Origin of the sequence: Dactylosporangium aurantiacum, from assembly GCF_000716715.1 — a bacterium.
Lineage (GTDB): Bacteria > Actinomycetota > Actinomycetes > Mycobacteriales > Micromonosporaceae > Dactylosporangium > Dactylosporangium aurantiacum.
Genome location: NZ_JNYJ01000006.1, coordinates 207,870 through 230,882 on the forward strand (window position 1 = coordinate 207,870; position 23,013 = coordinate 230,882).

The 23,013-nt window shown below is 74.4% G+C and carries 19 protein-coding genes; 9 read left to right on the forward strand and 10 right to left on the reverse strand.

Going from position 1 to position 23,013, the window contains the following annotated elements; all coding sequences use genetic code 11:
- The first annotated feature begins 51 nt into the window (after nucleotides 1–51).
- Together OP18_RS08695 and OP18_RS60395 are read left to right on the forward strand one after the other, a co-directional pair.
- Nucleotides 52–3,372, forward strand: coding sequence for a ThuA domain-containing protein (locus OP18_RS08695; protein ID WP_081970569.1), 3,321 nt, complete (start codon nucleotides 52–54; stop codon nucleotides 3,370–3,372).
- The gene (locus tag OP18_RS60395) at nucleotides 3,258–3,605 is read left to right on the forward strand and encodes a discoidin domain-containing protein (protein ID WP_245635303.1); all 348 of its coding nucleotides are present in this window, start codon (nucleotides 3,258–3,260) and stop codon (nucleotides 3,603–3,605) included. The genes OP18_RS08695 and OP18_RS60395 overlap by 115 nt, the downstream gene beginning before the upstream one ends.
- A gap of 143 nt (nucleotides 3,606–3,748) precedes the next feature.
- On the opposite strand, the gene OP18_RS08700 is transcribed toward OP18_RS60395, so the two are convergent.
- The 4 genes from OP18_RS08700 to OP18_RS08715 form a co-directional block, all read right to left on the reverse strand.
- Complete coding sequence (locus OP18_RS08700; protein ID WP_033358212.1) at nucleotides 3,749–4,012, reverse strand: hypothetical protein; 264 nt, start codon at nucleotides 4,010–4,012, stop codon at nucleotides 3,749–3,751.
- Between the two features lie 160 nt (nucleotides 4,013–4,172).
- The gene (locus OP18_RS08705; protein WP_156089370.1) at nucleotides 4,173–5,051 is read right to left on the reverse strand and encodes a TIGR03620 family F420-dependent LLM class oxidoreductase; all 879 of its coding nucleotides are present in this window, start codon (nucleotides 5,049–5,051) and stop codon (nucleotides 4,173–4,175) included.
- 74 nt (nucleotides 5,052–5,125) lie between these two features.
- Nucleotides 5,126–6,418 (reverse strand): lipopolysaccharide biosynthesis protein, encoded by a 1,293-nt coding sequence (locus OP18_RS08710; protein WP_033358214.1) that lies wholly within the window; start codon nucleotides 6,416–6,418, stop codon nucleotides 5,126–5,128.
- Nucleotides 6,419–6,522: 104 nt separating this feature from the next.
- Entirely contained in the window at nucleotides 6,523–6,930 is a 408-nt protein-coding gene (locus OP18_RS08715) for a nuclear transport factor 2 family protein (RefSeq protein WP_033358215.1), read from the reverse strand.
- 160 nt (nucleotides 6,931–7,090) lie between these two features.
- On the opposite strand from OP18_RS08715, the gene OP18_RS08720 reads away from it, so the two are divergent.
- Nucleotides 7,091–10,876 carry an nSTAND1 domain-containing NTPase gene (locus tag OP18_RS08720; protein ID WP_052386403.1) on the forward strand — a complete coding sequence of 1,262 codons (3,786 nt, stop codon included), beginning with the start codon at nucleotides 7,091–7,093 and terminating at the stop codon, nucleotides 10,874–10,876.
- A 14-nt stretch (nucleotides 10,877–10,890) separates the two neighbouring features.
- On the opposite strand, the gene OP18_RS08725 is transcribed toward OP18_RS08720, so the two are convergent.
- Complete coding sequence (locus OP18_RS08725) at nucleotides 10,891–11,685, reverse strand: hypothetical protein (RefSeq protein ID WP_033358216.1); 795 nt, start codon at nucleotides 11,683–11,685, stop codon at nucleotides 10,891–10,893.
- 21 nt (nucleotides 11,686–11,706) lie between these two features.
- Here OP18_RS08725 and OP18_RS08730 point away from each other — a divergent pair, with 21 nt between their 5' ends.
- Entirely contained in the window at nucleotides 11,707–11,988 is a 282-nt protein-coding gene (locus OP18_RS08730) for a hypothetical protein (protein ID WP_156089372.1), read from the forward strand.
- Nucleotides 11,989–12,027: 39 nt separating this feature from the next.
- Here OP18_RS08730 and OP18_RS08735 read toward each other — a convergent pair whose 3' ends face one another.
- Both OP18_RS08735 and OP18_RS08740 read right to left on the reverse strand, forming a co-directional pair.
- Complete coding sequence (locus OP18_RS08735; protein WP_156089373.1) at nucleotides 12,028–12,573, reverse strand: hypothetical protein; 546 nt, start codon at nucleotides 12,571–12,573, stop codon at nucleotides 12,028–12,030.
- An 11-nt stretch (nucleotides 12,574–12,584) separates the two neighbouring features.
- Nucleotides 12,585–13,586 carry a PH domain-containing protein gene (locus OP18_RS08740; protein ID WP_162189756.1) on the reverse strand — a complete coding sequence of 334 codons (1,002 nt, stop codon included), beginning with the start codon at nucleotides 13,584–13,586 and terminating at the stop codon, nucleotides 12,585–12,587.
- A gap of 190 nt (nucleotides 13,587–13,776) precedes the next feature.
- Here OP18_RS08740 and OP18_RS08745 point away from each other — a divergent pair, with 190 nt between their 5' ends.
- Nucleotides 13,777–14,673, forward strand: a complete 897-nt coding sequence (locus tag OP18_RS08745) for a hypothetical protein (RefSeq protein ID WP_156089375.1) — start codon at nucleotides 13,777–13,779, stop codon at nucleotides 14,671–14,673.
- A 16-nt stretch (nucleotides 14,674–14,689) separates the two neighbouring features.
- Here the strand turns inward: OP18_RS08745 and OP18_RS08750 are convergent, their stop codons facing one another.
- The 3 genes from OP18_RS08750 to OP18_RS08760 form a co-directional block, all read right to left on the reverse strand.
- A complete protein-coding gene (locus OP18_RS08750; protein ID WP_033358221.1) occupies nucleotides 14,690–17,140 on the reverse strand; it encodes a hypothetical protein in 2,451 nt (816 codons plus the stop codon).
- Between the two features lie 231 nt (nucleotides 17,141–17,371).
- Nucleotides 17,372–18,022: a response regulator gene (locus OP18_RS08755; protein ID WP_033358222.1), complete on the reverse strand. Its 651-nt coding sequence runs from the start codon at nucleotides 18,020–18,022 to the stop codon at nucleotides 17,372–17,374.
- 100 nt (nucleotides 18,023–18,122) lie between these two features.
- Entirely contained in the window at nucleotides 18,123–19,409 is a 1,287-nt protein-coding gene (locus OP18_RS08760) for a sensor histidine kinase (RefSeq protein WP_081970551.1), read from the reverse strand.
- 110 nt (nucleotides 19,410–19,519) lie between these two features.
- Here OP18_RS08760 and OP18_RS08765 point away from each other — a divergent pair, with 110 nt between their 5' ends.
- From OP18_RS08765 to OP18_RS08780, 4 genes are read left to right on the forward strand one after another with little or no spacing between them, the layout of a single operon-like run.
- Nucleotides 19,520–20,044: a hypothetical protein gene (locus OP18_RS08765; protein WP_033358223.1), complete on the forward strand. Its 525-nt coding sequence runs from the start codon at nucleotides 19,520–19,522 to the stop codon at nucleotides 20,042–20,044.
- Complete coding sequence (locus tag OP18_RS51120; RefSeq protein ID WP_063745457.1) at nucleotides 20,041–21,129, forward strand: peptidoglycan-binding protein; 1,089 nt, start codon at nucleotides 20,041–20,043, stop codon at nucleotides 21,127–21,129. Before OP18_RS08765 ends, OP18_RS51120 begins: the two co-directional genes overlap by 4 nt.
- On the forward strand, nucleotides 21,126–21,821 hold the full coding sequence (locus OP18_RS08775) for an ABC transporter ATP-binding protein (RefSeq protein WP_033358224.1): 696 nt from the start codon (nucleotides 21,126–21,128) through the stop codon (nucleotides 21,819–21,821). Before OP18_RS51120 ends, OP18_RS08775 begins: the two co-directional genes overlap by 4 nt.
- Complete coding sequence (locus tag OP18_RS08780; protein ID WP_033358225.1) at nucleotides 21,818–23,005, forward strand: ABC transporter permease; 1,188 nt, start codon at nucleotides 21,818–21,820, stop codon at nucleotides 23,003–23,005. The genes OP18_RS08775 and OP18_RS08780 overlap by 4 nt, the downstream gene beginning before the upstream one ends.
- The last annotated feature ends 8 nt before the right edge of the window (nucleotides 23,006–23,013 follow it).

Sequence of the window (23,013 nt, forward strand, 5' to 3'; positions counted from 1 at the left end):
GATCGGCGCACGTCGTTCGCTGCTTTCTGCGTAAGAGAGGTGCAACCGATCATGTTCCGCAGAGTGCTGCTCTGCGTCGCCCTCGTGCTGGCCGGAGCGGGCTTCAACATCGCTCCGGCGTTCGCGGCCGACTTCTCGGTGCTGATCTTCAGCAAGACCGCGGGGTACCGGCACGACGCGATCCCGGCGGGCATCGCCGCGATCCAGCAACTGGGCACGCAGAACAACTTCACGGTCGAGGCGACCGAGGACGCCGGCCAGTTCACCGACACCAACCTCGCCCGGTTCAAGGCGGTCATCTGGCTGTCGACGACCGCCGACGTGCTCGACGCGAACCAGCAGGCCGCGTTCGAGCGCTACATCCGCGCCGGCGGCGGCTACGTCGGCGTGCACGCCGCCGCCGACACCGAGTACGACTGGGCCTGGTACGGCAACCTCGTCGGCGCCTACTTCTCCAGCCACCCGGCGATCCAGCCGGTCACGGTGCGCATCGAGGACACCGCCCACCCGTCCAACGCCGGCATCCCGGCGAACTGGAACCGCACCGACGAGCTGTACAACTACCGCACCAACCCGCGCTCGCAGGTGCACGTCCTGGCCAACCTCAACGAGGCCACCTACAGCGGCGGCACCATGAACGGCGACCACCCGATCTCCTGGTGCCGCGCCTACGACGGCGGCCGGTCCTGGTACACCGGGCTGGGCCACACCATCGAGAGCTACAGCGAGGCGAACTTCCGCACCCACCTGCTCGGCGGCATCAAGTACGCCGCGCAGAACATCGGCAACTGCTCGGTGCAGTCCGCCGCGGGCACGTTCAGCCAGGTGAACCTCGCCAAGGGGGCGGCGGAGACGGGCGAGCCGATGGGCCTCACCGTCCTGCCCAACCGGGGCGTGCTGCACACCTCCCGCGACGGCGTCGTGCGGTACACCGACGTCAACGGCAACACCAAGGTCGCCATGACCCTGCCGGTCTACTCGCACGACGAGGAGGGCATGCAGAGCATCAAGGCGGACCCGAACTTCGCGTCGAACAAGTGGGTGTACATCTACTATGCGCCGCCGCTGTCTACGCCCGCCGGGGACGCCCCGGCGACCGGCACCGCGGCCCAGTTCGCGCCGTTCAACGGGGTCAACAAGCTGGGCCGGTTCACGGTCCGGGACGACTACACCATCGACCCGAACTCGCTGGTGACCATCCTCGACGTGCCGACCAGCCGGGGCACGTGCTGCCACGTCGGCGGTGACATCGACTTCGACGCCGCCGGCAACCTGTACCTGTCCACCGGCGACGACACCAACCCGTTCGACTCGGGCGGCTACGCGCCGCTGGACGAGCGGACCGACCACAACCCCGCCTACGACGCGCAGCGCACCGCGGGCAACAGCAACGACCTGCGGGGCAAGGTGCTGCGGATCAAGCCGGGCGCCACCGGCGGCTACACCATCCCGGCCGGCAACATGTTCGCCCCAGGCACCGCGAAGACGAAGCCCGAGATCTACGCTATGGGCTTCCGCAACCCGTTCCGGATGAGCGTGGACAAGGCCACCGGGGTCGTGTACCTCGGCGACTACGGCCCCGACGCCGGCACCGCCGACCCGAACCGCGGCCCCGCCGGCACCGTCTCGTTCGAGCGGATCGCGGCGCCGGGCTTCTTCGGCTGGCCGTACTGCTCCAACTACAACACCCCCTACAACGAGTACGTCTTCCCGACCGGTCCGTCGCTCGGCCTGTACAACTGCGCGGGCGGCCCGACGAACAACTCGCCGAACAACACGGGCATCACCACCCTCCCGCCGTCGCAGGCCGCCTGGCTGCCATACGGTGGCGCGGGTCCCTGGCGCCCCGAGCTCGGCGGCGGCGGGCCGATGGGTGGTCCGGTCTACAACTTCAACCCCTCGCTGGTCTCCGACGTGAAGTTCCCGGCCTCGTACAACGGCAAGGTCTTCCTGGGCGAGTTCACCAGCCGGTGGATCAAGGCGGCGACCCTCAATGCCAACGGCACGGCCGGCACGATCGAGCAGATCCCGTGGTCCGGCACCGCGATCATGGACATGGAGTTCGGGCCGGACGGCGCCCTGTACGTGCTCGACTACGGCACCGGCTGGTTCGGCGGCGACGCCAACTCCGCCCTGTACCGCATCGAGTACAACAGCGGCGGCAACCGGGCACCGGTCGCCCAGGCCAGTGCCACCCCGAGCGCCGGCGCGGCGCCGCTGACCGTGCAGTTCAGCTCGGCCGGCAGCAACGACCCCGACGGTGACGCGATCACGTACGCGTGGGACTTCACCACCAACGGCAGCACCGACTCGACCGCGGCGAACCCGACGTTCACGTACACCGCGAACGGCGAGTACACCGCGACCCTGACGGTGCGCGACACCAGCGGCAAGATCTCCACCGCCAGTGTCGTCGTCGGCGTCGGCCGGCCCAGCGTCACGCTGGTCACGCCGGCGGACGGCACGCTGTTCAAGTTCGGCGACGCCGTGCCGTTCCAGGTGCAGGTGACCGACCCGAACGCGGGCACGGTCGACTGCAGCCGGGTCACGGTCAGCTACATCCTCGGCCACGACAGCCACGGCCACCCGATCACCAGCAAGACCGGCTGCACCGGCACGCTGCAGACGACCGTAGACGGTGAGCACGACGCCGCGTCGAACATCTTCGGCGTGATCAACGCGCAGTACACCCCGGTCAGCGGGGCCGCGGTCCAGGACCAGCACGTCCTGCAGCCACGGACCCGGCAGGCGGAGCACTACCAGACGATGAACGGCGTGCAGATCGCCGCGAAGGCGGCCGCGCACGGCGGCAACGCGGTCGGCTACATCGAGAACAACGACTGGATCTCGTTCCCGACGTACAACCTGGCCGGCGCCACCACGTTCACCGCGCGGGTCGCCTCCGCCGGCGTCGGCGGCACCATCTCCGTGCGGACCGACTCGCCGACCGGCCCCGTCGCCGGCACGGTGCAGGTCGCGCCGACCGGCGGCTGGGAGACGTTCGTCGACGTCACCGGCACCATCTCGCCGCCGACCGGCACGCACCAGCTGTACCTGGTGTTCACCGGCGGCGCGGGCTCCCTGTTCGACATCGACGACTTCACGTTCGGCACCGGCACCACCCAACCGCCGTCCGGGAACCTGGCGTTGAACAAGCCCGTGACGGCGTCCAGCACCGAGAACGCCGGCACCCCGGCGTCCGCGGCGGTCGACGGCTCGCTGACCACCCGCTGGGCCAGCGCGTTCGCCGATCCACAGTGGATCCGGGTCGATCTCGGCCAGTCCTACGCCATCGGCCGGGTGAAGCTGACCTGGGAGGCGGCGTACGGTTCGGCGTACCAGATCCAGACGTCGGCCGACGGCACGCGCTGAACAAGCCGGCCACCGCGTCCAGCACCGAGGCGGCCGCCTACCCGGCGTCCGCGGCCGTCGACGGCTCGCTGACCACCCGCTGGGCCAGCGCGTTCGCCGACCCGCAGTGGATCCAGGTCGATCTCGGCCAGTCCTACGCCATCGGCCGGGTGAAGCTGACCTGGGAGGCGGCGTACGGTTCGGCGTACCAGATCCAGACGTCGGCCGACGGCACGTTCGAGGTCTACAGCTGACCTGACAGGCCCGGGCGCGGGGATCGTCGGCGGTCCCCGCGCCCGGCCGCCGCGGGCGAGCGGGTGGACGCCGCCGCCGAGCGGCTGGGTGACGTGCCGGCTCCGTGCTGGCGCCGCTGGTCCGGGCCGGGTCCGTCCTCACGTCAGCCGGGCGTGGCGGGCCGGGCGGCCGCGTCGGCGTCGTAGTAGTGCACGCCCGAGCGAGGATTGCGGGTGAGCCAGGCGAGCATCTCGTTGACCTGGAGGGAGTACCACTCGGTATACCCGCACGCCGCGCAGATCCACACCTCGAAGCGCCCCGCCTCGATGCGCTTGTCCGTGCTCCCGCCGTCCGCCGATCCGGAACCCCACCTGGTGACGGCCGGCAGGACATCGACGACGTTGCGGTTGTCGGGTTCACCGAGCATGACCGGGTCGATGTGCCAGACGCGCGCACACTGACACTTGACACAGCGACGACTCGTACGCATGAGCGCACTGTAGAGGCCCGTCCCACCCGGCTCTGGCGCGTCCACGACACGAACCCGTCACATGAGCGTCCGGCGGGAGTGCCGGCGATCGAAGGTGTCAGGGCCTGAACTGCTGGTTCAGCGCCGCCGCCAGCGATCGGAACGCATCGGCGGGAAACGTCGTGGCATCACCGCCGTTGAGGACCTGGATCGCGACCTCGTCGGCGCCGGCCTGGTAATGCCGTTCGATTCCGGCCGCGACCCGATCGAGCGTGCCCCAGGGGATGAGTGCGTCGATGAGGCGGTCGCTGCCGCCGTCCGCGAGGTCTTCGTCGGTCCAGCCGAACCGGCGCAGGTTGTTGGTGTAGTTGGGCAGGCTGAGGTACCGGCGCGTGTACTGCCGGGCCGTGGCACGGGCGGTCGCCGCGTCGGCGTCGAGGACCACCGCGACCTCGGGTGCGAGCAACCGGTCGGCGCCGAGGGCCGTCCTGGCCTCGGCGGTGTGCTCGGCAGTGGTGAAGTACGGGTGGGCACCGGCCGAACGGTCGCGGGACAGCTCCAGCATCCGGGGTCCGAGCGCGGCCAGGATCCGTTGCTCGGGGGCGACCCCAGCCGCGTCGAGGCCGTCGAGGTACTCCACCATCTTCGAGTACGGCTTGCGGTACTCGGTGCCGGTGTCCGCGACCGGCCCGGCGTGGCTGGCACCGAGACCGAGCAGGAAACGGCCGGGGTGCGCACGCTCGGCGTCCTGGACGAATGCCGCCGCCTCGGACGGGGACGAGTGCCAGATGGAGAGGATTCCGGAGGCGACCCCGAGCCGCTTGGTCGCGTCGAGGATGTCACGGAATCGTGGGGGAACGTCTTCCCCGAAGCCGGCCGAGAACCAGAGCCGTGAGTACCCGAGGTGCTCCAGTTCGACCGCGGCGTCGGTGACCGCGGCTCGGCTGTCGCTGTTGATGAAGAACGGTTGCCACACGCTGACGGATCGTGGTGCCATGCCGCCACACTACGTCTCAGTGACCCGACGCCGTAGCGGTAAGCCATCGCGGTCACCCGACGCGGCGGAGTCTGTCAGCCCGTCGCGGACAGTGCCTCGGCGGACGGCCGCCCGACCCTCCGGCGCCACTCGAACAGCAGGATCACGGCGAGCGCGGCCATCTCGGCGGCCGCGGTCGCGCCGGCCGCGCCCATCGGGCCGAACCGGACCACGCCGAACCCGGCCGCGAGGGTCAGCAGCGCTGCCAGTAGCGCCATGGCCTTCGTCGCTCGGCTGTAATGGCCGTCGCCGATCCAGTTGTACATGAGCGCCCGGGTGACCGAGACGAACGGCAGCGCGAGCATGAACAGCGCCAGCCAGCCGGCGGCCGCGCGATGCGGCAGCGACAGCAGCGTGCCGGTGAGCCAGGGCGCGAGCCACGCGACGGCCGCCGCCATGGGGACCGCGCAGACCAGCGCGACCGCCACCGCGAACGACGCCGGATGCCTCGCGTGCTCCAGGCCCAGCCGGCTGCGCGCCCGCGCCACCATCGGCACCTGCAGTGCCGACAGCACCACACCGCCGATGGCCTGATACGCGACGGCGACGGCGCCGAAGCTGCCCATCACCGCGGGCGTGGCCAGCAGCGACAGCACCAGCGTGGCGAACCGGGCCACGTAGAGCTCGCCGAGGGCGAAGCCGAACAGCTGTCGTCCGGAGCGGTACGCCGCGAAGGCACGCCGCAACGTCAGCGTCCGCGGCCGCACGTGCCGCAGCGAGCCGTCCCGGCCCAGGACCAGCTCGCCGGCGACGAGTTGGGCCAGCCCGGCGGTGGCCAGGGCGAGGGTCAGCGGCACGCCGCAAAGGACCAGCACCAGCGACGCGGCCTTGCTCGCGCACATCAGCACCGCGCTGGCCAGGAACCGCGTCCGCCGGTTGAAGTCGGCGATCTGCAGCTGCGCCAGGCCGTTGCCGAGCACCACCACGCCCGCCGCCGCGAGCGCGGTCCCGCTGTAGCCGCGCAGGGCGTAGAACCCGCCGGCGACCAGGGCGCCGAGCAGCAGCCCCGGCACGATCACCAGCGCCCACTGGCTGCGCACGAGCGCGCGCTGGTCCTCCGTGCCGTTGAGGTACAGCATGGCCGACCCGCCGCTGAGCGCGATGAGCACGAACGCCAGCGCCGACGTCATCACCGTGTAGGCGGCGATCTCCGCGGTCTGCCCGAACTTCGCGCACAGTGCCAGGATCGCCGCGCTGAGCAGCCCGTTGACGCCGACGGCACCGGCCGCGACCGCCGAGTTCCGGGCGAGCTTGCGGTAGCCCGGCCCGGGCTGCGCGGGGTCGACGACACCGGCGTCGCTGATCGGCACGCCGGCCGTGGACCGCATGAGCCGTACTCTACGCGTGCCGGGACACCGGACCGACGCGAACGCACACCGGTCCCGCCCGCATCCAGACAGGTGCCAGCGCGCCGGCGCGACGTCACCAGCGGTCAGGCCCGCTGCCAGCCGTCGGGCGGCGGGTGGTGGCCTTCGGAGGACTGCCAGTAGTCGCGGGTCTCGGTGATGAGGCCGGCGTCGTCGAACCGGGCGAACGCGCTCCCGGCGATGGTCTGCTCGGCGCCGGTACCGTCGACGACGGCGGCCCAGTACTCGACCCAGGCGCGGTGGCCGTCGACGACCGGCGTGTTGAACCGCACGTCCGCGACCGCGGACTCGTCGGCGAACGCGTCGCGCAGGTAGTCCAGCACGCCGGCGCGACCGTGGTACGGCGGGCGGAACGGCAGCGAACGGTGGGTGCAGTCCTCGGCGTACAGGGCGGCGACCGCGCCCGCGTCGTGGGACCGCCACGCGGTGACCCAGGTGTCGGCCCAACGCGCGGCCGCGGTGCGGATGTCCACCCGACCAGTATCGCGGCCGTCCGAAGATCGGTCGCCGGTGCCGGTCCGGTGCCACGGCCGTGCCGCGGGACAACGGGATCGCCGGAGCGGGGGATTCCGGCCGTCCGCGTGGTGCATAGGCTGTCCGGGGAAGCGACTGAGGCCCCGGGGAGGAGCGTGCATGCCGGAGGCTTCCGACCTGCCGGATCCGAGCCGGATCGGGTCCCGGGTGGCGTTCAGCCGTGAGCTGACGCTGCTGCGGCAGCGGGCCGGGCTGACGGTCCGGGAGGTCGCCGCCAGCACCGGCGACTTCCGTAACCACAGCACGGTCGGGGACTGGTTCGCCGGGCGCGGGCTGCCGTCGGCCGCGTCGCGGGAGCTGCTGGTGAGGGTGCTGGCCGCCTGCGGGGTCGACGATCCGCAGCCCTGGCTGCACGCCTGGGAAGGGCTGCGGCGGCTGCCCGGGCCGCGGGCGCGCGGGCCGGCGCCGTACCGGGGACTGGCCGGCTTCGAAGCCGAGCACGCCGAGTGGTTCTTCGGGCGGGAGGCGATGACCGCGCAGCTGCTCGGCCGGCTCACCGCGCTGCACGAGACCGGCGGTGGCTGCCTGGTCGTGGTCGGGGCGTCCGGGTCGGGCAAGTCGTCGTTGCTGCGGGCCGGGCTGATCCCCGCCGTGCGCCGGGACGGGCTCGGTGGCGTCCCGTACGACGTCGGACTGTGCACGCCGGGACCGCGTCCGCGGGAGGTGCTGGCCGCGGTGCCCGGCGGTGAGCGGCGGCTGCTCGTCGTCGACCAGTTCGAGGAGGTCTTCACCGTGTGCGTCGACGACGCGGAGCGGCAGGCGTCGCTCACCGCGCTCGTCGGGCTGCCGGACACGATCGTCGTCCTCGGGCTGCGAGCCGACTTCTACGCCTCGGCGCTGCGGCATCCGGAGCTCGTCGCGGCCATCCGCGACCAGCAGTTCACCGTCGGGCCGATGAGCGAGTCCGAGCTGCGCCGGGCGATCGTCGAGCCGGCGCGCAAGGCCGGTCTCGAGGTCGCCGACGGGCTGGTCGAGCTGCTGGTCACCGAGGCCGGGCCGCGCGGCGGCGGGCCGGGCTGGGGGCGCGGGACGGGGGCGCTGCCGCTGCTGTCGCACGCGCTGTACGCGACCTGGCAGCACACCCGGGACCGGCGGCTGACCGTCGGGGACTACCGGGAGGTCGGCGGGATCGACGGTGCCGTCGCGGCCAGCGCCGACGCGGTGTACGACGCGCTCGACGCCGCCGACCGCGACCTGGCCCGGCGGCTGTTCCTCAGCCTGGTCCACGTCGCTGCCGACACGGTCGACACCCGGCGCCGGGTCGGCGTCGAGGACCTGATCGCCGAGTGTGGCGAGCCCGCGCAGCGGGTCCGTGCGGTGCTCGACCGGTTCGTCGACCAGCGGTTGGTCACGGCGGACGCGGACGCGGTGCACCTGGCGCACGAGGCGCTGCTGACCGCGTGGCCGCGGCTGCGGGAGTGGCTCGCCGTCGACCGGGCCGGCCTGCTCGTCGGCCGCCGGCTGCACGAGGCGGCCGTGACCTGGCAGCACGAGCACCGCGACCCGGCGGCGCTGTACCGCGGCACCCGGCTCGCCGTGGCCCGCGAGTGGGCGGCGACGAAAGGCCCGCACGGCGCGATCGGCCCGGTCGCCCGTGCGTTCCTCGACGCTTCCCTGGCCCGCGAGGCCGCGGAGCTCGGCGCGGGCCGGCGCCGCACCCGCCGGCTGCGTGCGCTCGTCGCGGCACTGACCGTGCTGTCGCTGCTGGCCACGGGCGCGACCGCGCTCGCCGTGCGGGCGCAGCGGGCCGCGGACCGGCAGCGCGACGCGGCCGTGTCGCGCAAGGTCGCCGGTGAGCTCGCCGACCTGCGGGTCGACAACCCCGCGCTGGCCAACCAGCTCAGCCTCGCCGCCTACCGGCTGTCGCCGACGGTGGAGGCCCGCGGCGGCCTGCTCAGCGCGCTGTCCTCGCCGTACGCCATCCGGCTGACCGGCCACGCCGGCTACGTCCACAAGGTCGCTTACCGGCCCGACGGCCGGCTCCTGGCCAGCGCCGGAGGCCAGCGCGAGGTGCGGCTGTGGGACACCCGCGACCCGCGCCGCCCGGCGCCGGCCGGCGAGTTCGTCGCGCACGAGGACTTCGTGGCCGCGCTGGCGTTCCGCCCCGACGGCCGGGTCCTCGCCACGGGCAGCGGCGACCACACCGCCGCGCTGTGGGACGTCAGCGACCCGCACCGGCCGACCCGGCTCGCCGTGCTCACCGGGCACACCGACCTGGTGGCCGCGGTGGCGTACCGGCCGGACGGCGACATCCTGGCGACGGCGGGCGTCGACGGGACGGTGCGGCTGTGGGACGTCAGCGCGCCGCGCGCACCGGTGCTGCGGGCGACGCTCGGCGGGACCGCGGCCGTGACAGCGGCGGCGTTCAGCCCGGACGGCGCCACGCTCGCGACCGCGGGTGAGGACCGCACGATCCGACTGTGGCGGCTGACCGGCCCGCCCGCCGGCGTCACCGCCGCCCCGGCCGCCGCCCTGACCGGGCACACCGGCACGGTCGCCGGCGTCGCGTTCAGCCCGGACGGCACCGTCCTGGCCAGCGCCGGCGCCGACCACACCGCCCGGCTGTGGAGCGTCGCCGCCGGGACGGCGCTCGGCACGCTGGAGGGGCACACCGAGGCCGTCAACTGCGTCGCGTTCAGCCCCGACGGGCGCACCCTGGCCACCGGCAGCGTCGACAACACCGCACGGCTGTGGGACGTGACCCGGCCCGCCGCCCCGGCGACCGTGCTCGTCAGCCACACCGGCGCCCCGGGCGACACCGGGTCGATCGCGTCGGTGGCGTTCAGCCCGGACGGCGACAGCCTGGCCAGCGGCGGGTACGACCACACCGTGCGGCTCTGGCAGCTGCCCGGCCCGCCGTCGACCGGGCTGCCGGGCGCGGTGCGGCCGATGACCCTCGGCGGTGACGGGCACCGGCTCTACCTCAGCAACGGCGCCACGGGCACCGCACTCCGGTGGACCATCGGGGACGGGCGGCTCACCGATCCGGTCGAGGTGCCCGCCGGCGGCGCGGCCGCGTTCAGCGCCGACGCCGGGCTGCTCGCCGCCGCCTCACGGACCGACCTGCAGCTGCGCGATCTCACCGGGCCCGCCGTCGGCGCCGAGCTGGCCACCCGCCCGCTCGCCGGGCCGCCCGACGAGCGGCTGGTGGCGGTGCGCCCCGACGGGCGCCTCCTCGTGGTGCTGAGCATCCACTTCCGCACCGGCGAGGTGTGGGACCTCGGCGACGCGCGCCGGCCCGCCCGCGTGGCCCAGTTCGCCCTGGACGCCCACACGAACTCGCTGAACTCGGCCTTCTTCGCCCCCGACGGCCGGGTCCTGGCCACCGCCGGTTTCGACCACACCGTCCGCCTGTGGGACCTCGCCGACCCGGCCCACCCGGCCGCCGCCGGCGTCCTGGAAGGGCACACCGAACCCGTCAACGCGGTGGCGTTCAGCCCCGACGGGCACACGGCCGCGACGACGGGCAACGACCGCACCGTGCGCCTGTGGGACGTCAGCGACCCGCGACGCCCGGCCGCCCTCGCCGTCCTGATCGGCCACACCGGCTACGTCGACGGGGTGGTGTTCGGCCCGGACGGGCGCATGCTGGCGACGGCCGGTGTCGACCGCACGGTGCGGCTGTGGGACGTCACCGACCGCCGCGCCCCGACCGCGTGGGCGACCCTGACCGGCCATTCGGCGGCGGTGAACTCGGTGGTGTTCGGCGCCGCCGGGCGGGTCGTGGTCAGCGGCGGCGAGGACGGCACGGTGCGGTTCTGGGACACCGACACGGCGCGGGTCGCGGCGCGGGTGTGCGCGCTGGCGTACCCGCGGCTGACCCGCGAGGAGTGGGCGCAGTACTTCCCGGGCCTGCCGTTCGACCCGCCGTGCGGCCCGGCCTGAGCGGCCGGCGGACGCTAGTGTCCGAGGACCGTGTGGGCGGCACCGGCGGTCTCGTGGCCGGCTTCATGCTCCGTCGCGGTGAACGTGCCGCCCGCCAGCTCGTGGTGGCCGGGCACCCCGGCGTCGCCGTGCTCGGACTGCCCGCTCACGCCCGCCGGGCCGGCCACGCCGGGCAGGTCGGGCTGACCGGTGACGATCTCGGTCTGGGTGAACTTCGCGCCGGCCAGGTGGTGCTCGGCGACGCCGGCGTCAGAGGTGGTCCCGGCCGAGGCGTCCGGCGTCGGTGGTGCGGGTGCGACGCCCGGGTGGTCCGGACCGGCGTCCGCCGGCGGTGGTGCGGGCGCGAGGCTCGCGTGGTCCGGATCGGTGCCCGGCGTGGGCGGCAGTATCCCGGCAGGTCCCGCGACGCCCGGGAACTGCCCGCCGGCGGGCGCGACGTCGACCGTGGTGAACGCGGCACCGGCGAGCTGCGGCACCGGCGCCGCGGCGTCCGCGGGGTCGGTCGCCTGCTGCTCGGGCCGCTGGAAGAACGTGCCGTCCTGGTACGGGTTCGGCTCCCTGGGATCCTCACGCACCGCGCCGGCGGTGGCGTCCCGCGGCGCGTCCGGGACGCCGGCGTCGCGGTGCACCTGGGCGTGGCCCGCGTCGGTGTGGGGGTGCGCGATCGGTCCGAAGGCGCCGACCGGACCGTGTGGAGCGGGGCCCGCCGCGTCGGGCGGGGGCGCGGTGGCGTCGCCGGTGCCGCCATCGGGGCCGTGGTGCGGGTTGATGCGCCACAGGCCGGGATCGCCGGCGTCGAAGGGGACCACCCCGGCGTCATGGTCACGGCCGTGGTCAGCACCCTGGGTCGTGGTGGCGCCCGCCGCGCCGTGCCTGCCGGCCGCGCTGCCCCCGGCCGCCGTGCCGTGCCCGCCGGCCGGGCCGTGCGCGGCCGGCGGGTGCTGCCCGGTCTGGTGGGTCTGGGCGGCGCCGCCCTGGCTCTCACGGTGATCGTCCTCGCGCCGGCCGCCCTCCTCGTGCGGCCGATCGTGCGGGCGATCGTCGTGCTGCCGGCCGAACCGGCGTGGCGCACCGTCGTGCTGGTGGGGCCCGGCACCCCCGGCCCCCGGTGACGTGCCTCGTGGAAGTCGCTGCATGGACGGTCTCCTCGGTCAGGTCCAGTTCCACCAGGTGCGGGCGCAGTACGACAGGCCGAACGCCTCGGTCCGCTGGACCGACGTCGCGATCCGCCGGTTGAACTCGTCGCGGGCCGCCTGGTAGCGGGCGTTGAGCTCGGGCGTCCAGCCGCGCTCCTGGCCCTGCCGCCAGGTGCTCTTGCCCGACACGAACGCGGCGTACGCGTCGTTCTGCGCCTCCAGGATCGCGCTGACCTCGGCCCTGACCCCCTCCGGGGCCGGCACCGCGGCCCAGGCCTGCAGCATGCCGAACCACAGCTCGGCCACCTTGTCCTGCTGCTGCATGAGCGCCTTGTCGTTCTTGGCCTGCGCGGTCGGGTACGTGGCCATCGCGTCGTAGCACACGACGTTGACCCGATGGAGGTAGTCACGCTGCTGCTGCGCCGGGGAGACCGCCGTAGGGCTGCGGTATCCGCCGGTGGCGTGGTAGCCGGCGTTCGCGTCGTCGCCGTGCCGGCCGAGCGCGAGCACGCCGGCGGCCAATACCAGCACCACCGCGGTGGTGCGGCCCAACCAGGTCATCGCGGCCACTCCTAGATGAGGATCTTCTTCATGGCCCGGCGCTCGAGCACCACCAGCGGCTGGAGCTGGTCGTAGAGACGCTGGACCTCCGCCGGGGTGCCGATGCCGGCGATCGTCACGCTGCGGGTGGCGGTGCCTTCGTAGAACGTGACCTTCAGCGACGCCGTGCCGGTCAGGTACGTCAACGGCGTGCGGACCAGGCTGATCTGGAAGACGTCGTAGTACCAGATCACCAGCTCCGACCGGTGCAGCACGCCCCGGCGCAGGTCGATGCGGCGCTCGTGGAAGTCGAAGGTGTTCAGCTTCGCCTGCAGCGCCACCGCGACCCAGGCGAACACGGCGAAGGCCGCCAGCGCGACCGCGACCGTCACCCCGGTCGTGCCGGCGATGGCATCGCCGGCACCGCAGCACAGGATCACGGCGGCGACCGTGACGGTGACCGCCGGCGGCGCCAGGTGCCGGGCCTGGGTATGCGTCTTGCGCAGCAGCACGCCGGTGCCGACGACGTTGCGCTCGTCGATGTCCGCGGCGAGCGTCCGGGTCTCGGCCGGCGCCGGGACCACGGTGCCGGACCAGACCGCGGCGGCCTCGATCGGGTCCGCGGTGACCGGCGCGGTGACCGGCGCCGGCCCGGGCAGGCGTTCCTCGCACTGCCGCAGCCGTTCCCGGGCGTCGGCGATGTCCCGGTGCCGCAGCGCCTGCCGGAACGCCTCGGCCGCCTCGGCGTAGTGCTCCTGCGCCTGGTGCACGATCCCGAGCCGGTGAGCGGCGAGGTGGTGCTCGGGTTGCCCGGCGAGGACCGCCGCCAGCTCCTCCTGCGCGCCGGCCCACTCCCGCAGGTCCGCGTGGCAGACCCCGAGGGCGTACCGCAACGCGAGGTCGCCGGGGTGCGCCCGCAGCGCCTCCACGAGCCGGTCACGGGCCTGGTCGACCGCGCCGGCCCGGTAGAGCCGCAACGCGCCGTCGAAGGATGCTTCGTCGCCGGTACCGGATGCCGGCCGCTCTTGCGTCACCGGCCCACCATCGGCCGGTACCACACCTGGTGGGAAGGCATACGGAGTCATCCGTACAGACCCGTACAGGCCGTGCCGTGGCCAGGTGCGTCCACTGACCGGATCCGGTCACCGCGCGGTGACCGGATGCGCCCGGTGGCGGCCTACGGTCGTTCGCAGCGGGGTCGAGCGGGAGCCTGGGGGGTGTGACGTGCGGATGTCGCTGCAGCGGCTGCGGCTCGGTCCTGCCGTGGCGGTGGCGGTGGCGCTGGCGGCGGTGCTGTGCCCGCTGCCGGCGTCACCGGTCGCGGCCGAGGAACCGTCATGCGCGAAGGCCGACGTCGTCCTGGCGGTGCGGCAGGCCGACGGCGCGCTGGCCGAGCTGGGCGTCTGCGTCAGCGAACCGGCGTTCTCGGCCGAGATCGTGGTGGACACCCGGGACTGGCGGGGCTTGCGCGGCCTGGCCGCCGTCCGCGACGGCGCGGCGACGGTGGTGTACGGCACGACCACCGACGGCCGGCTGCTGTGGCACCGGCGGGAGGCGGCGGGGCAGCCGTTCTCCGCCGCGGTCGAGATCGGCACCGGGATCGACTGGGCGGCCGCCGGTGGGCAGCTGCTCGTGCCGTACCGGGGGCAGCTCGCCGTGGTCGCCGGCGTCGACGGCACCGGGTACCTCGCGACCGGCGCCCGGATCTTCCGGCACGACGGCTGGGCGACCGGCGCGCCCACGCTGGTGGAGGAGCCGCCGCTGCACTGGGAGCCGATGGTCGAACGGGTGCTGAGCATCCAGTGGGGCCGGTACCTGGAGGCCACCTCCGACGGCGCGCACCTGCGGTTCCACGGGGGCAACTGGTACAACTACGGCCCGGGCGGGGCGCTGGTGCGGTCCGGTTCCTCGCTGTACCACCTCAGCTGGTTCGACAACGCGGTCGTCCTGCAGGGCGAACCGAATCGGCGGCAGCCACTGGCGATCCTGGCGCGGTCCGCCACCGGCGGCTACGCGTCGATCGTGGCGACCACGGACCGGGCGCCGACCGACGCCCGCACGTTCGACGCCACGCCGCCGAAGCTGTGCAGCTACTGCCCGGTCCCGTGGGAGTGGCAGTAGGACCGCGCGGCGGCGCTCAGCGCCAGGAGCAGGTGATGCCGCGGTACGGCGGGCCGGTGTACGTCGCCTTCTGTGCCTCGGTGAAGGTCTGGTCGGACTCGCTCGTGCGGTCGAGGGTCTTGCCGCGCCAGGTGTACGTCACGCGGTGACCCTGCACGGCGGTGAGCTTGAGGGTCGCCACGTCGTAGTCGTAGTAGACGGAGCCCTGGACGAGCTCGGGCCGGCCGTCGTGGTCGTCGTCGCTGCAGCCGATGCCCATGCTGTAGGAGCGCGAGTCGTCGACCATGAAGTGCTCGCCGTCCTCGCCGGACACGCTGTTGTCGCGGACCAGGGTGAGGCCCTGCTCCGTGTACGTGATCAGGATGAGCTGGACGCTGTGCGCGCCGAAGCCGGACTGGACCGCGACCTCGTCGCCGGCCTGACCGTCGAGGTCCAGGTGCGCCTCGATGATCGGCAGCGAGCCCGGGACGCCCTCGGTGTAGGTGAACGGCAGGTCCAGCACGGCGCCGCGGCCGAGGACGGCACGGGCCACCCACTGCTCGAAGCGCCGGTACATGATGAAACGGTCGGGCTTGTCGTCGCCGTCGAGCTCCAGCCTGGTGACGCTGACGCAGACGCTGTCGCGGGGCAGGAACGGGCTGGGCGCCGGGCCGGGGCACCGGTCGATGCGGGCCGGCTGCTCGGCCAGCGCCGCCTGGTCGGCGGCGGGGAACTGGCCGGTCGGGACGCCTTTGGAGAACACGGTCCAGGTGCCGTCCGCCATGATGCACACCCGGTAGGGTCTGGCGCCCCGCGCGGCGGTGCGGGTCAGCTGGCCGCGCTCCGCGTCCAGGCCGAGGTCGGTCAGCCGTCCCGGGTAGGTGTTCAGGTCCGGGTCCGCCATCCCGTAGACGTACCCGTCCCGGCCGGTCTCCGTGCACTGCCAGTGCATCGGTGGCGTCATCATCAGCAGCAGCATCTGGTTGGCGGCGAGCGGCCCGGCGACGGGGTCCGGTCCCAGGCCCAGCGTCGTCGACTGCCCCTGGTCCGGATCGGCGGCGTTGCCGAACGCCAGCCCGGCCGGCGGGACGACCTTCAGCAGCGCGTCGCGGTCGGAGGGGTACTGCCTGGCGGCGGCGTACAGCCGCTCCTGGGTCGTGCGGACCGCCGCCGGTAGCTCGCCGCCGGGTTCGTTGAGCGCCTTCACCGGCAGCACGGCCGTGCGGCGGGCGACGACGTGCTGCCCCGCCGGCCCCTGCGCGGCCGCGAGGAGCACGGTCTCGCCGATCCTCGGCACGTCCCGCAGCGCGGTGGTGACCGCGTCCAGCACGGCGGCCCGGTCCCGCTTCGCCTGCCGCTCCTCGGCGTCGGTGGCGTCGTCCTTGAGCACCGTGTACGACGTCCAGGCGCTGCCCACGCAGTTGGCCAGGGCACCGCCGAGCTCCGGCAGCCGGCGCAGCGCCTTCGTCCGGACGACCTCCTCCGTGACGGGCGCGGCCAGCACGCACTGCACCGTCTTGACGGCGAAGCCGACCGGCACGTACGCCACGGCGAGCACATCGACGACGAACTGGGCGATGACCGCCTCCAGCCCGGGCGTGGCGACGATGTCGACGACGTCGGACCCCGCGGGCAGCTCCAGCTCCAGCCGGCCCTTGCCCGGCAGGTACGTGTAGTCGCGGTTGACCTCGCCGAGCATGCGCCACACGTTGTCCACGACGCTCACCCGGTCGGGCTGGGTGACCAGCATCGGCGGGTAACCGCCCAGTCGCAGGAACTGCGGGTACAGCCGGTTGTTCACGATCGTCAACCGCGCGGACCGGCCGAAGTCGCCGGCCGAGACGCAGACCTTGACGTTGGTGCCGCCCTCGGCGGCGGCCGCCCACAGGTGCGACTCCGTGCCGCAGTCGGGTTGCTTCGCCTCGTACCTGAGGTCCGCGTACGCCTGGCCCAGCGCCAAGGCGACCTTCCCCGGCACCTCGGCGATCTTCGCCGCGTCCTTGATCACGCCCTTGAGGGAGAAGTGCGCGAGCGTGGTCGTGATGGTGCGCCCGGCCGGGTCGAGGACGCCGCCCTCGCCCTCCCAGCGGCCCTCGGCGTCCCTGGTCACCACGGTCGTCCGCGCCCCGTCGGCAGCGAAGGCGGCCGCGTCGACCGGCATGGTGAGCGTGGCGGACGTGCGCAGCTGCCCCGCCGACAGGGTGACCTCGACCGGCCTGGCGACCCACGCCGTGCCGTCCGGCGGCGCCACGTCACCGGCCGGGGCGATGCGCACGTCGGCGTCCACGGTCAGCGCGCCCGGCGCCAGCCGCAGCCGTACCCCGTCCGGCGTCGTCACGGTGCCTCCGGTCGCGGCGGCGACGCGCACGACAGTGGCGTCGTCGCGCAGCACCCGCCACACGACCACGATCGCGCCGGCCACCAGTGCCAGGACAGCGACGACCGCGGCGCCCACCAGCACGGTGCGCCGCCCACCGGGGATCACCATGCGACGACGGTAACCACGCGCCCCCGCCGCGGCCCTCGGTCGCAGGTCGCGGACCCGGTGCCCACCGGTCGGCGGTCCCCGGCGCGTTCAGCGCCGGCACCTGCCGCAACGGCCAGCCGGCCGCGCCTGTCGTGCACCCGGGCCGGGCCGTTCCGCGATCGGCGGCCTCAGGTGTGCACGCCACGGACCACGCCGCCGCCGGTGACGCGGGTGACCTCCCGCGCGGAGGGCTCAGGTGGCGCCCGTGCGGTGGGCGTAGATCACGGCGTGGATGCGGTCGCGCAGGCCGAGCTTGGCCAGGATGCGGCTCACGTGGGTCTTCACGGTGCCCTCGGAGATGGTCAGGCGGGCGGCGATCTCCAGGTTGGACATGCCCTCGGCGATCAGCCGTAGCACGTCGCGCTCGCGGGCGGTCAGGACGTCGGAGGGGACGAGGTCCGCGGGGCGGGGGTCGGTGGCGACGAAGTGCTGGACCAGGCGGCGGGTCACCGTCGGGGCGGCGACGTTGTGGCCGCCGGCCACCGCACGCACCGCCTGGGTCAGCTCGGTGTCGAGGGCGTCCTTCAGCAGGAAGCCGGCGGCGCCGGCGCGCAGGCCGGCGTAGACGTACTCGTCCAGGTCGAAGGTGGTCAGGATGATGACGTGCGGCGGGGCGCCGGGCGGGAGGGGGGCCCGCAGGCGGCGGGTGGCCTCGATGCCGTCGACGCCGGGCATGCGCACGTCCATCAGGACCACGTCCGGGGACACGGCCGCGGCGACGGACAGCGCCTGCAGCCCGTCGGCGGCCTCACCCACGACGAGCAGGTCGTCGGTGCCGTCGAGGATCATGCGGAAGCCGGCCCGGACGAGGGACTGGTCGTCGGCGAGCAGGACCCGGATCACGCGACCAACCCCTGCGGCAGGCCGCGGATCGGCCGACCGACCCCAGCGGGCAGCAGGACGCGGATCGGCCGACCGACCCCAGCGGGCAGCACGACCCGGATCACGCGACCAGCTCCAGCGACAGCGGCAGGTGGGCCGAGACCTCGAACCCGCCGTCCGGCGCCGGGCCGGCGGCCAGGACCCCGTTGAGGGCGGCGACCCGCTCCGTGATGCCCCGCAGGCCGTTGCCCGGCGTCACGGGCGCGACGGGCACGCCGTCGTCCAGCACGCGGATGCGCAGCCCCGACGGGTCGAAGGTGAGCCGCACCGTACATGAGCAACCCGGCGTGGCGTGTTTGAGCGTGTTGGTCAGGGCCTCCTGCACGATCCGGTAGGCCGCCAGCTCGATCACCGCCGGCAGGGTCGCCGGCGCGCCCGCCACGCTGAACGTGACCGGCACGCCGCTGGCCCGGACGCGGTCGATCAGGTCCGGCAGCGCGGCGAGGTTCGGCTGCGGCGACAGCGGCGCCGGATCGCGGACCAGGTTGAGCAGGCGGCGCATCTCGGTGAGCGAGGCCCGGCCGGTGGTGACGATGGTGGTGAGCGCGGCGTCGCAGCGGTCGGGGGAGCGGTGCAGCATCGCCTTCGCGCCCTGCGCCTGGACGACCATCACCGACAGGCCGTGCGCGACGACGTCGTGCAGCTCGCGGGTGATCCGGCCGCGCTCGGAGGCGACGGCGAGCGCGGTGCGCTGCTCCTGCTCGCGCTCCAGGTCGTCGGCGCGCGCCTGCAGGATCGCCAGGTGCAGCCGGCGGGTGCGGGCGCTGTCGGCGACGGCCCAGGTGGCGGCGAGCAGCAGGGCGGGCACGGCCACGGACTGCAGCGCGTGCACCAGCATCGGCAGCACGTCGCCGTGGAACACGGCGTGCAGGACCTTCGCCACGCGCTGCAGATAGTCGCTGAACGACGCCACCGGACCGGTGCGGCGGCCCGGCACGAGACCGACCTCCTGCGCCAGGACGCCGGACAGCAGCAGCACCTCCGCCGTGACCAGCGCCGCGAGCACGGTCCGGCGCCGGTGCCCGGAGGCGGTCAGGGCGTACATGGTGATGAGGACCGCGACGTCGGTCGGCGGTGCCTTCAGGACCGGGTCGAGCAGGTGCACCAGGGCCGCGCCCATCGCCAGGATCATCGCGGTCAGCGGCCAGCGGTGCCGCAGCAGGATCGCCGCCGCCGACGGCACGGCCGCCAGGCTCCACCACAGCGTGTGCAGCCGCCACGCCGCGACGGTGCCGAACGTGTCGAGGATCTTGAAGTCCGGCTCCCCGAACAGCAGCAGCGCGTCGCCCCACAGCAACGTGGCGGCGACCAGCGCGGCGATGAGCGCCACGTCCAGCAAGCGTCGCATCGTCCGAGCGTACGTGCGGCGCGGCGGCCGCGGATCTGTCGCACGACAGACCCCGAAGATCGGTCGGCGGGCAGACGCGGGCGGCGGCCGGCGCGGGCGACCGTGGGCGTATGACACCGAGACCTCTCGCCGCGCTCGCCCTCCTGGCCGTCCTGGCGGGCTGCTCGCCGGCCCCGCGCACCGCGGACACCGCGGACCCCAGCGCCATCAACACCCAGCAGGCCCTGGACATCGGCCGGCGGATCGCCCAGTGCGGCCGTGAGCACGGGTACCCCGACATGGCCGACCCGGTGCTGGACGGCGACCGCCTCGCCTGGCCCGGCGACGGCCCGGACATGAAGGAGCGGCTGAGGGCGCTCGAGGAGGTGCCAGAGTGCAAGGCGATCATCAGCCAGATGCAGGCGCTCGGCGCGCCGCGGTCCGCGACGGCGGTCAGCGCCGCGGACATGGAGAAGCTCAAGGCGTTCGCGAGCTGCATGCGTGAGCACGGCGTCGACGGCTTCCCCGACCCGAAGGCCGACGGCACGTTCCCGCTCGTCGGCACGCCGCTGGAGACCGAGGGCAAGTCCGAACGGGTCCTGGCCGGCATCGACGCCTGCAAGCACCTCTACGACGGCCGGATCGCCGTCTCATGAGGGGTGTCCTGAGGGGTGTCCCGGGCAAGCTGGCAGTGGCGGCGGGTGGCACGCTGCTGGCGGTCGCCGGCTGGGCGGCGCTGCGGCAGCCGGAGCCGGAGCGGGTCGCCGCGCCCCAGGTCCGCACGACGACCGCGCCGGTGACCCGCGGTGACGTGGCCACCCGCGTCCAGGTCGCCGGCGTGCTCGGCTTCGACGGCGCGTACACCGTGGTGAACCAGCTGCCGGGCGGGGTCGTCACCGCCCTGCCGGCGCCGGGCACCGCGGTCGTGCGCGGCGCCGACCTCTACGCGGTCGCCGGCGTCCCGGCCACCCTGCTCTACGGGACCGTGCCGGCGTACCGGGAGCTGGCCGCCGGCATGAGCGACGGTGTCGACGTGCTGCAGCTGGAGCAGAACCTGGTCGCCCTCGGTATGGACCCCGGCCACGGCATCACCGTCGACCGGCACTTCAGCGACGCCACCGCGACGGCGGTCCGGCGCTGGCAGGCGGCCCGCGGCCTGCCGGTCGCCCAGCGCACCGGGCGGCTGGAGCTGGGACAGGTGGCGTTCCTGCCGGGCGCGGTGCGCATCGGCGCGGCACTCGTCCAGGTCGGCGCGTCCGCCGGGCCCGGCGAGCCGGTGCTGTCGGCGACGACGACCGCCCGCGTGGTGCGGGTCCCGCTGACGGCCGGTCGGCAGAGCGCGGTCCACGCCGGCGACCCGGTCACGGTCACCGTGCCGGGGCTGAGCACGCCCGTCCCCGGCACCGTCCGCGAGGTCGGCACGGTGGCGACCGCTCAGGAGCAGGGGCCGGCCACCGTGCCGATGGTGGTCACGGTGACCATGCCGGCCGGCGCGCCCGCGCTGGACCAGTCACCCGTGCAGGTGTCGATCATCGGTACGCAGCGCCGGAACGTGCTGTGCCTGCCGGTCACCGCGCTGCTGGCCGGTGCCGGCGGCGGCTACCAGGTCGCGGTGGTCGACGGGTCCGGCCGGCGGCTGGTGACCGTCACGACGGGACTCTTCGACGAGAACGCCGGCCTGGTCGAGATCACCGGGGGCGGGGTCACCGAGGGCGAGCGCGTCGAGGTGCCGGTGTCATGAGCGACGCCGTTCTGGCGCTGGTACAGGCGGTGCGCACGTACCCCGGCCCGCCGCCCGTCGAGTCGCTGCGGGGCGTGGACCTGCGGGTCGACGCCGGCGAGATGGTCGCGCTCGTGGGACCGTCGGGCTCCGGCAAGTCCACCCTGCTGCACCTCGCCGCCGGGCTGGACCGGCCGACGAGCGGCTCCGTGCGCCTCGCCGGCCAGGCCGTGGAGTCCCTCGGCGACCGGGAGCTGTCCGGGCTGCGGGCGCACACGCTGGGCGTCGTGTTCCAGCAGTTCTTCCTGATGGACCACCGGTCCGCGACCGACAACGTGGCGGACGGCCTGCTGTACCGCGGCGTCCCGGCCGGGCGGCGCCGGCGCGCCGCTGGGGAGGCCCTCGACCGGGTCGGCCTCGCGCACCGCGCCGGCCACCCCGCCGGCAAGCTGTCCGGCGGGGAGCGGCAGCGGGTCGCCATCGCCCGCGCGCTCGTCGGCCGGCCCGCGATCGTCCTCGCCGACGAGCCCACCGGCAACCTCGACAGCGCGACCGGCGGGCAGATCCTCGCCCTGCTGCGGCAGCTGCACGCCGACGGCGTGACCCTGCTCGTCATCACCCACGACCCCGTCGTCGCGGCCGCCTGCCCGCGCCGGGTCGACCTCCGCGACGGCCGGGTCGTCGCGGACACCCTGACCGGAAGGACCGGATGAGATCCCGCCTCCGCGCCGCCGACCTGCTGCCACTGGCGAGCATCGGCATGCGCAGCCGCCCCCTGCGGGCCGCACTGTCCACGCTTGGCATCGCGATCGGCGTCGCCGCGATCGTCGGCGTCCTCGGCATCACCCGCTCCAGCCAGGCCGACCTCATCGTCCGCATCGACGACCTCGGCACCGACCTGCTCACCGTCGCCAACGGCTCCCGTATCGGCGGCGACGAGGCGCAGCTGCCGCCGTCCTCGGCCACCGGCGTGGCCCGGACCGACGGCGTGCGCAAGGTGACCGCCACCGCCGGCGTACCGCAGCTGCGGGTGTTCCGCACCGACCTGGTGCCCGCGTACCGCGGCGGCGGCGTCGAGGTCCGTGCCACCGAGCCGACGCTGCTGGACACCCTCGACGGCCACCTCGCCGCCGGCGTGTTCCTCAACGACGCCACCGCCCGGTACCCGGTCGCCGTCCTCGGCCACGACGCGGCCACCGCCCTCGGTGTCGCCCAGGTCGGCGCCGGTACCCGCATCTGGCTGGGCGGGCACTGGTTCACCGTCGCCGGGATCCTGCGCCCGTTCGAGCTGGCGCCCGAGATCGACCGGGCCGCGCTGATCGGCCTGCCGGCGGCCGCGGCGTACTTCGGCTTCGACGGCCACCCCACCCGCCTGTACGTGCGCGCCGAGACCACCCGGACGGCCGCGGTCGCCGGCCGGCTGGCCCGGGCCGCCAACCCCGCCGAACCGAACGCCGTCACCGTCAGCCGCCCCTCCGACGCCCTGGCCTCCCGGCTGCTGGTCGCGGACTCCGTCACCTCCCTGCTGCTCGGCCTCGGCGCGGTGGCCCTGCTCGTCGGCGGCGTCGGCGTCGCCAACGTCATGGTCGTCTCGGTCCTGGAACGCCGCACGGAGATCGGCCTGCGCCGCGCCCTGGGCGCCGCCCGCCGGCACGTCACCGCCCAGTTCATGACCGAGTCGCTGCTGCTGTCCGTGCTCGGCGGCCTCACCGGCGTCCTGCTCGGCGCCGCCGTCACCCACGCGGTCGCCGCGTACCGCGGCTGGCAGCCCCTCGTGCCGCTGGCCGCCGTCGCCGGCGGGTTCGCCGCCACCCTGCTGGTCGGGGTCGTCGCCGGCGTCTACCCGGCCGTGCGCGCCGCCCGGCTCGACCCGACCGACGCGCTGCGCACCGCGTGAGCCACCCA

Bases quoted from the DNA above. Each gene is read 5' to 3' on its own strand.
- OP18_RS08695 (WP_081970569.1), top strand. From the start codon at position 52: ATGTTCCGCAGAGTGCTGCTCTGCGTCGCCCTCGTGCTGGCCGGAGCG.
- OP18_RS08700 (WP_033358212.1), bottom strand. From the start codon at position 4,012: ATGCTCGGTGAACCCGACAACCGCAACGTCGTCGATGTCCTGCCGGCC.
- OP18_RS08705 (WP_156089370.1), bottom strand. From the start codon at position 5,051: ATGGCACCACGATCCGTCAGCGTGTGGCAACCGTTCTTCATCAACAGC.
- OP18_RS08710 (WP_033358214.1), bottom strand. From the start codon at position 6,418: ATGCGGTCCACGGCCGGCGTGCCGATCAGCGACGCCGGTGTCGTCGAC.
- OP18_RS08720 (WP_052386403.1), top strand. From the start codon at position 7,091: ATGCCGGAGGCTTCCGACCTGCCGGATCCGAGCCGGATCGGGTCCCGG.
- OP18_RS08735 (WP_156089373.1), bottom strand. From the start codon at position 12,573: ATGACCTGGTTGGGCCGCACCACCGCGGTGGTGCTGGTATTGGCCGCC.
- OP18_RS08750 (WP_033358221.1), bottom strand. From the start codon at position 17,140: ATGGTGATCCCCGGTGGGCGGCGCACCGTGCTGGTGGGCGCCGCGGTC.
- OP18_RS08760 (WP_081970551.1), bottom strand. From the start codon at position 19,409: ATGCGACGCTTGCTGGACGTGGCGCTCATCGCCGCGCTGGTCGCCGCC.
- OP18_RS08765 (WP_033358223.1), top strand. From the start codon at position 19,520: ATGACACCGAGACCTCTCGCCGCGCTCGCCCTCCTGGCCGTCCTGGCG.
- OP18_RS51120 (WP_063745457.1), top strand. From the start codon at position 20,041: ATGAGGGGTGTCCTGAGGGGTGTCCCGGGCAAGCTGGCAGTGGCGGCG.
- OP18_RS08775 (WP_033358224.1), top strand. From the start codon at position 21,126: ATGAGCGACGCCGTTCTGGCGCTGGTACAGGCGGTGCGCACGTACCCC.
- OP18_RS08780 (WP_033358225.1), top strand. From the start codon at position 21,818: ATGAGATCCCGCCTCCGCGCCGCCGACCTGCTGCCACTGGCGAGCATC.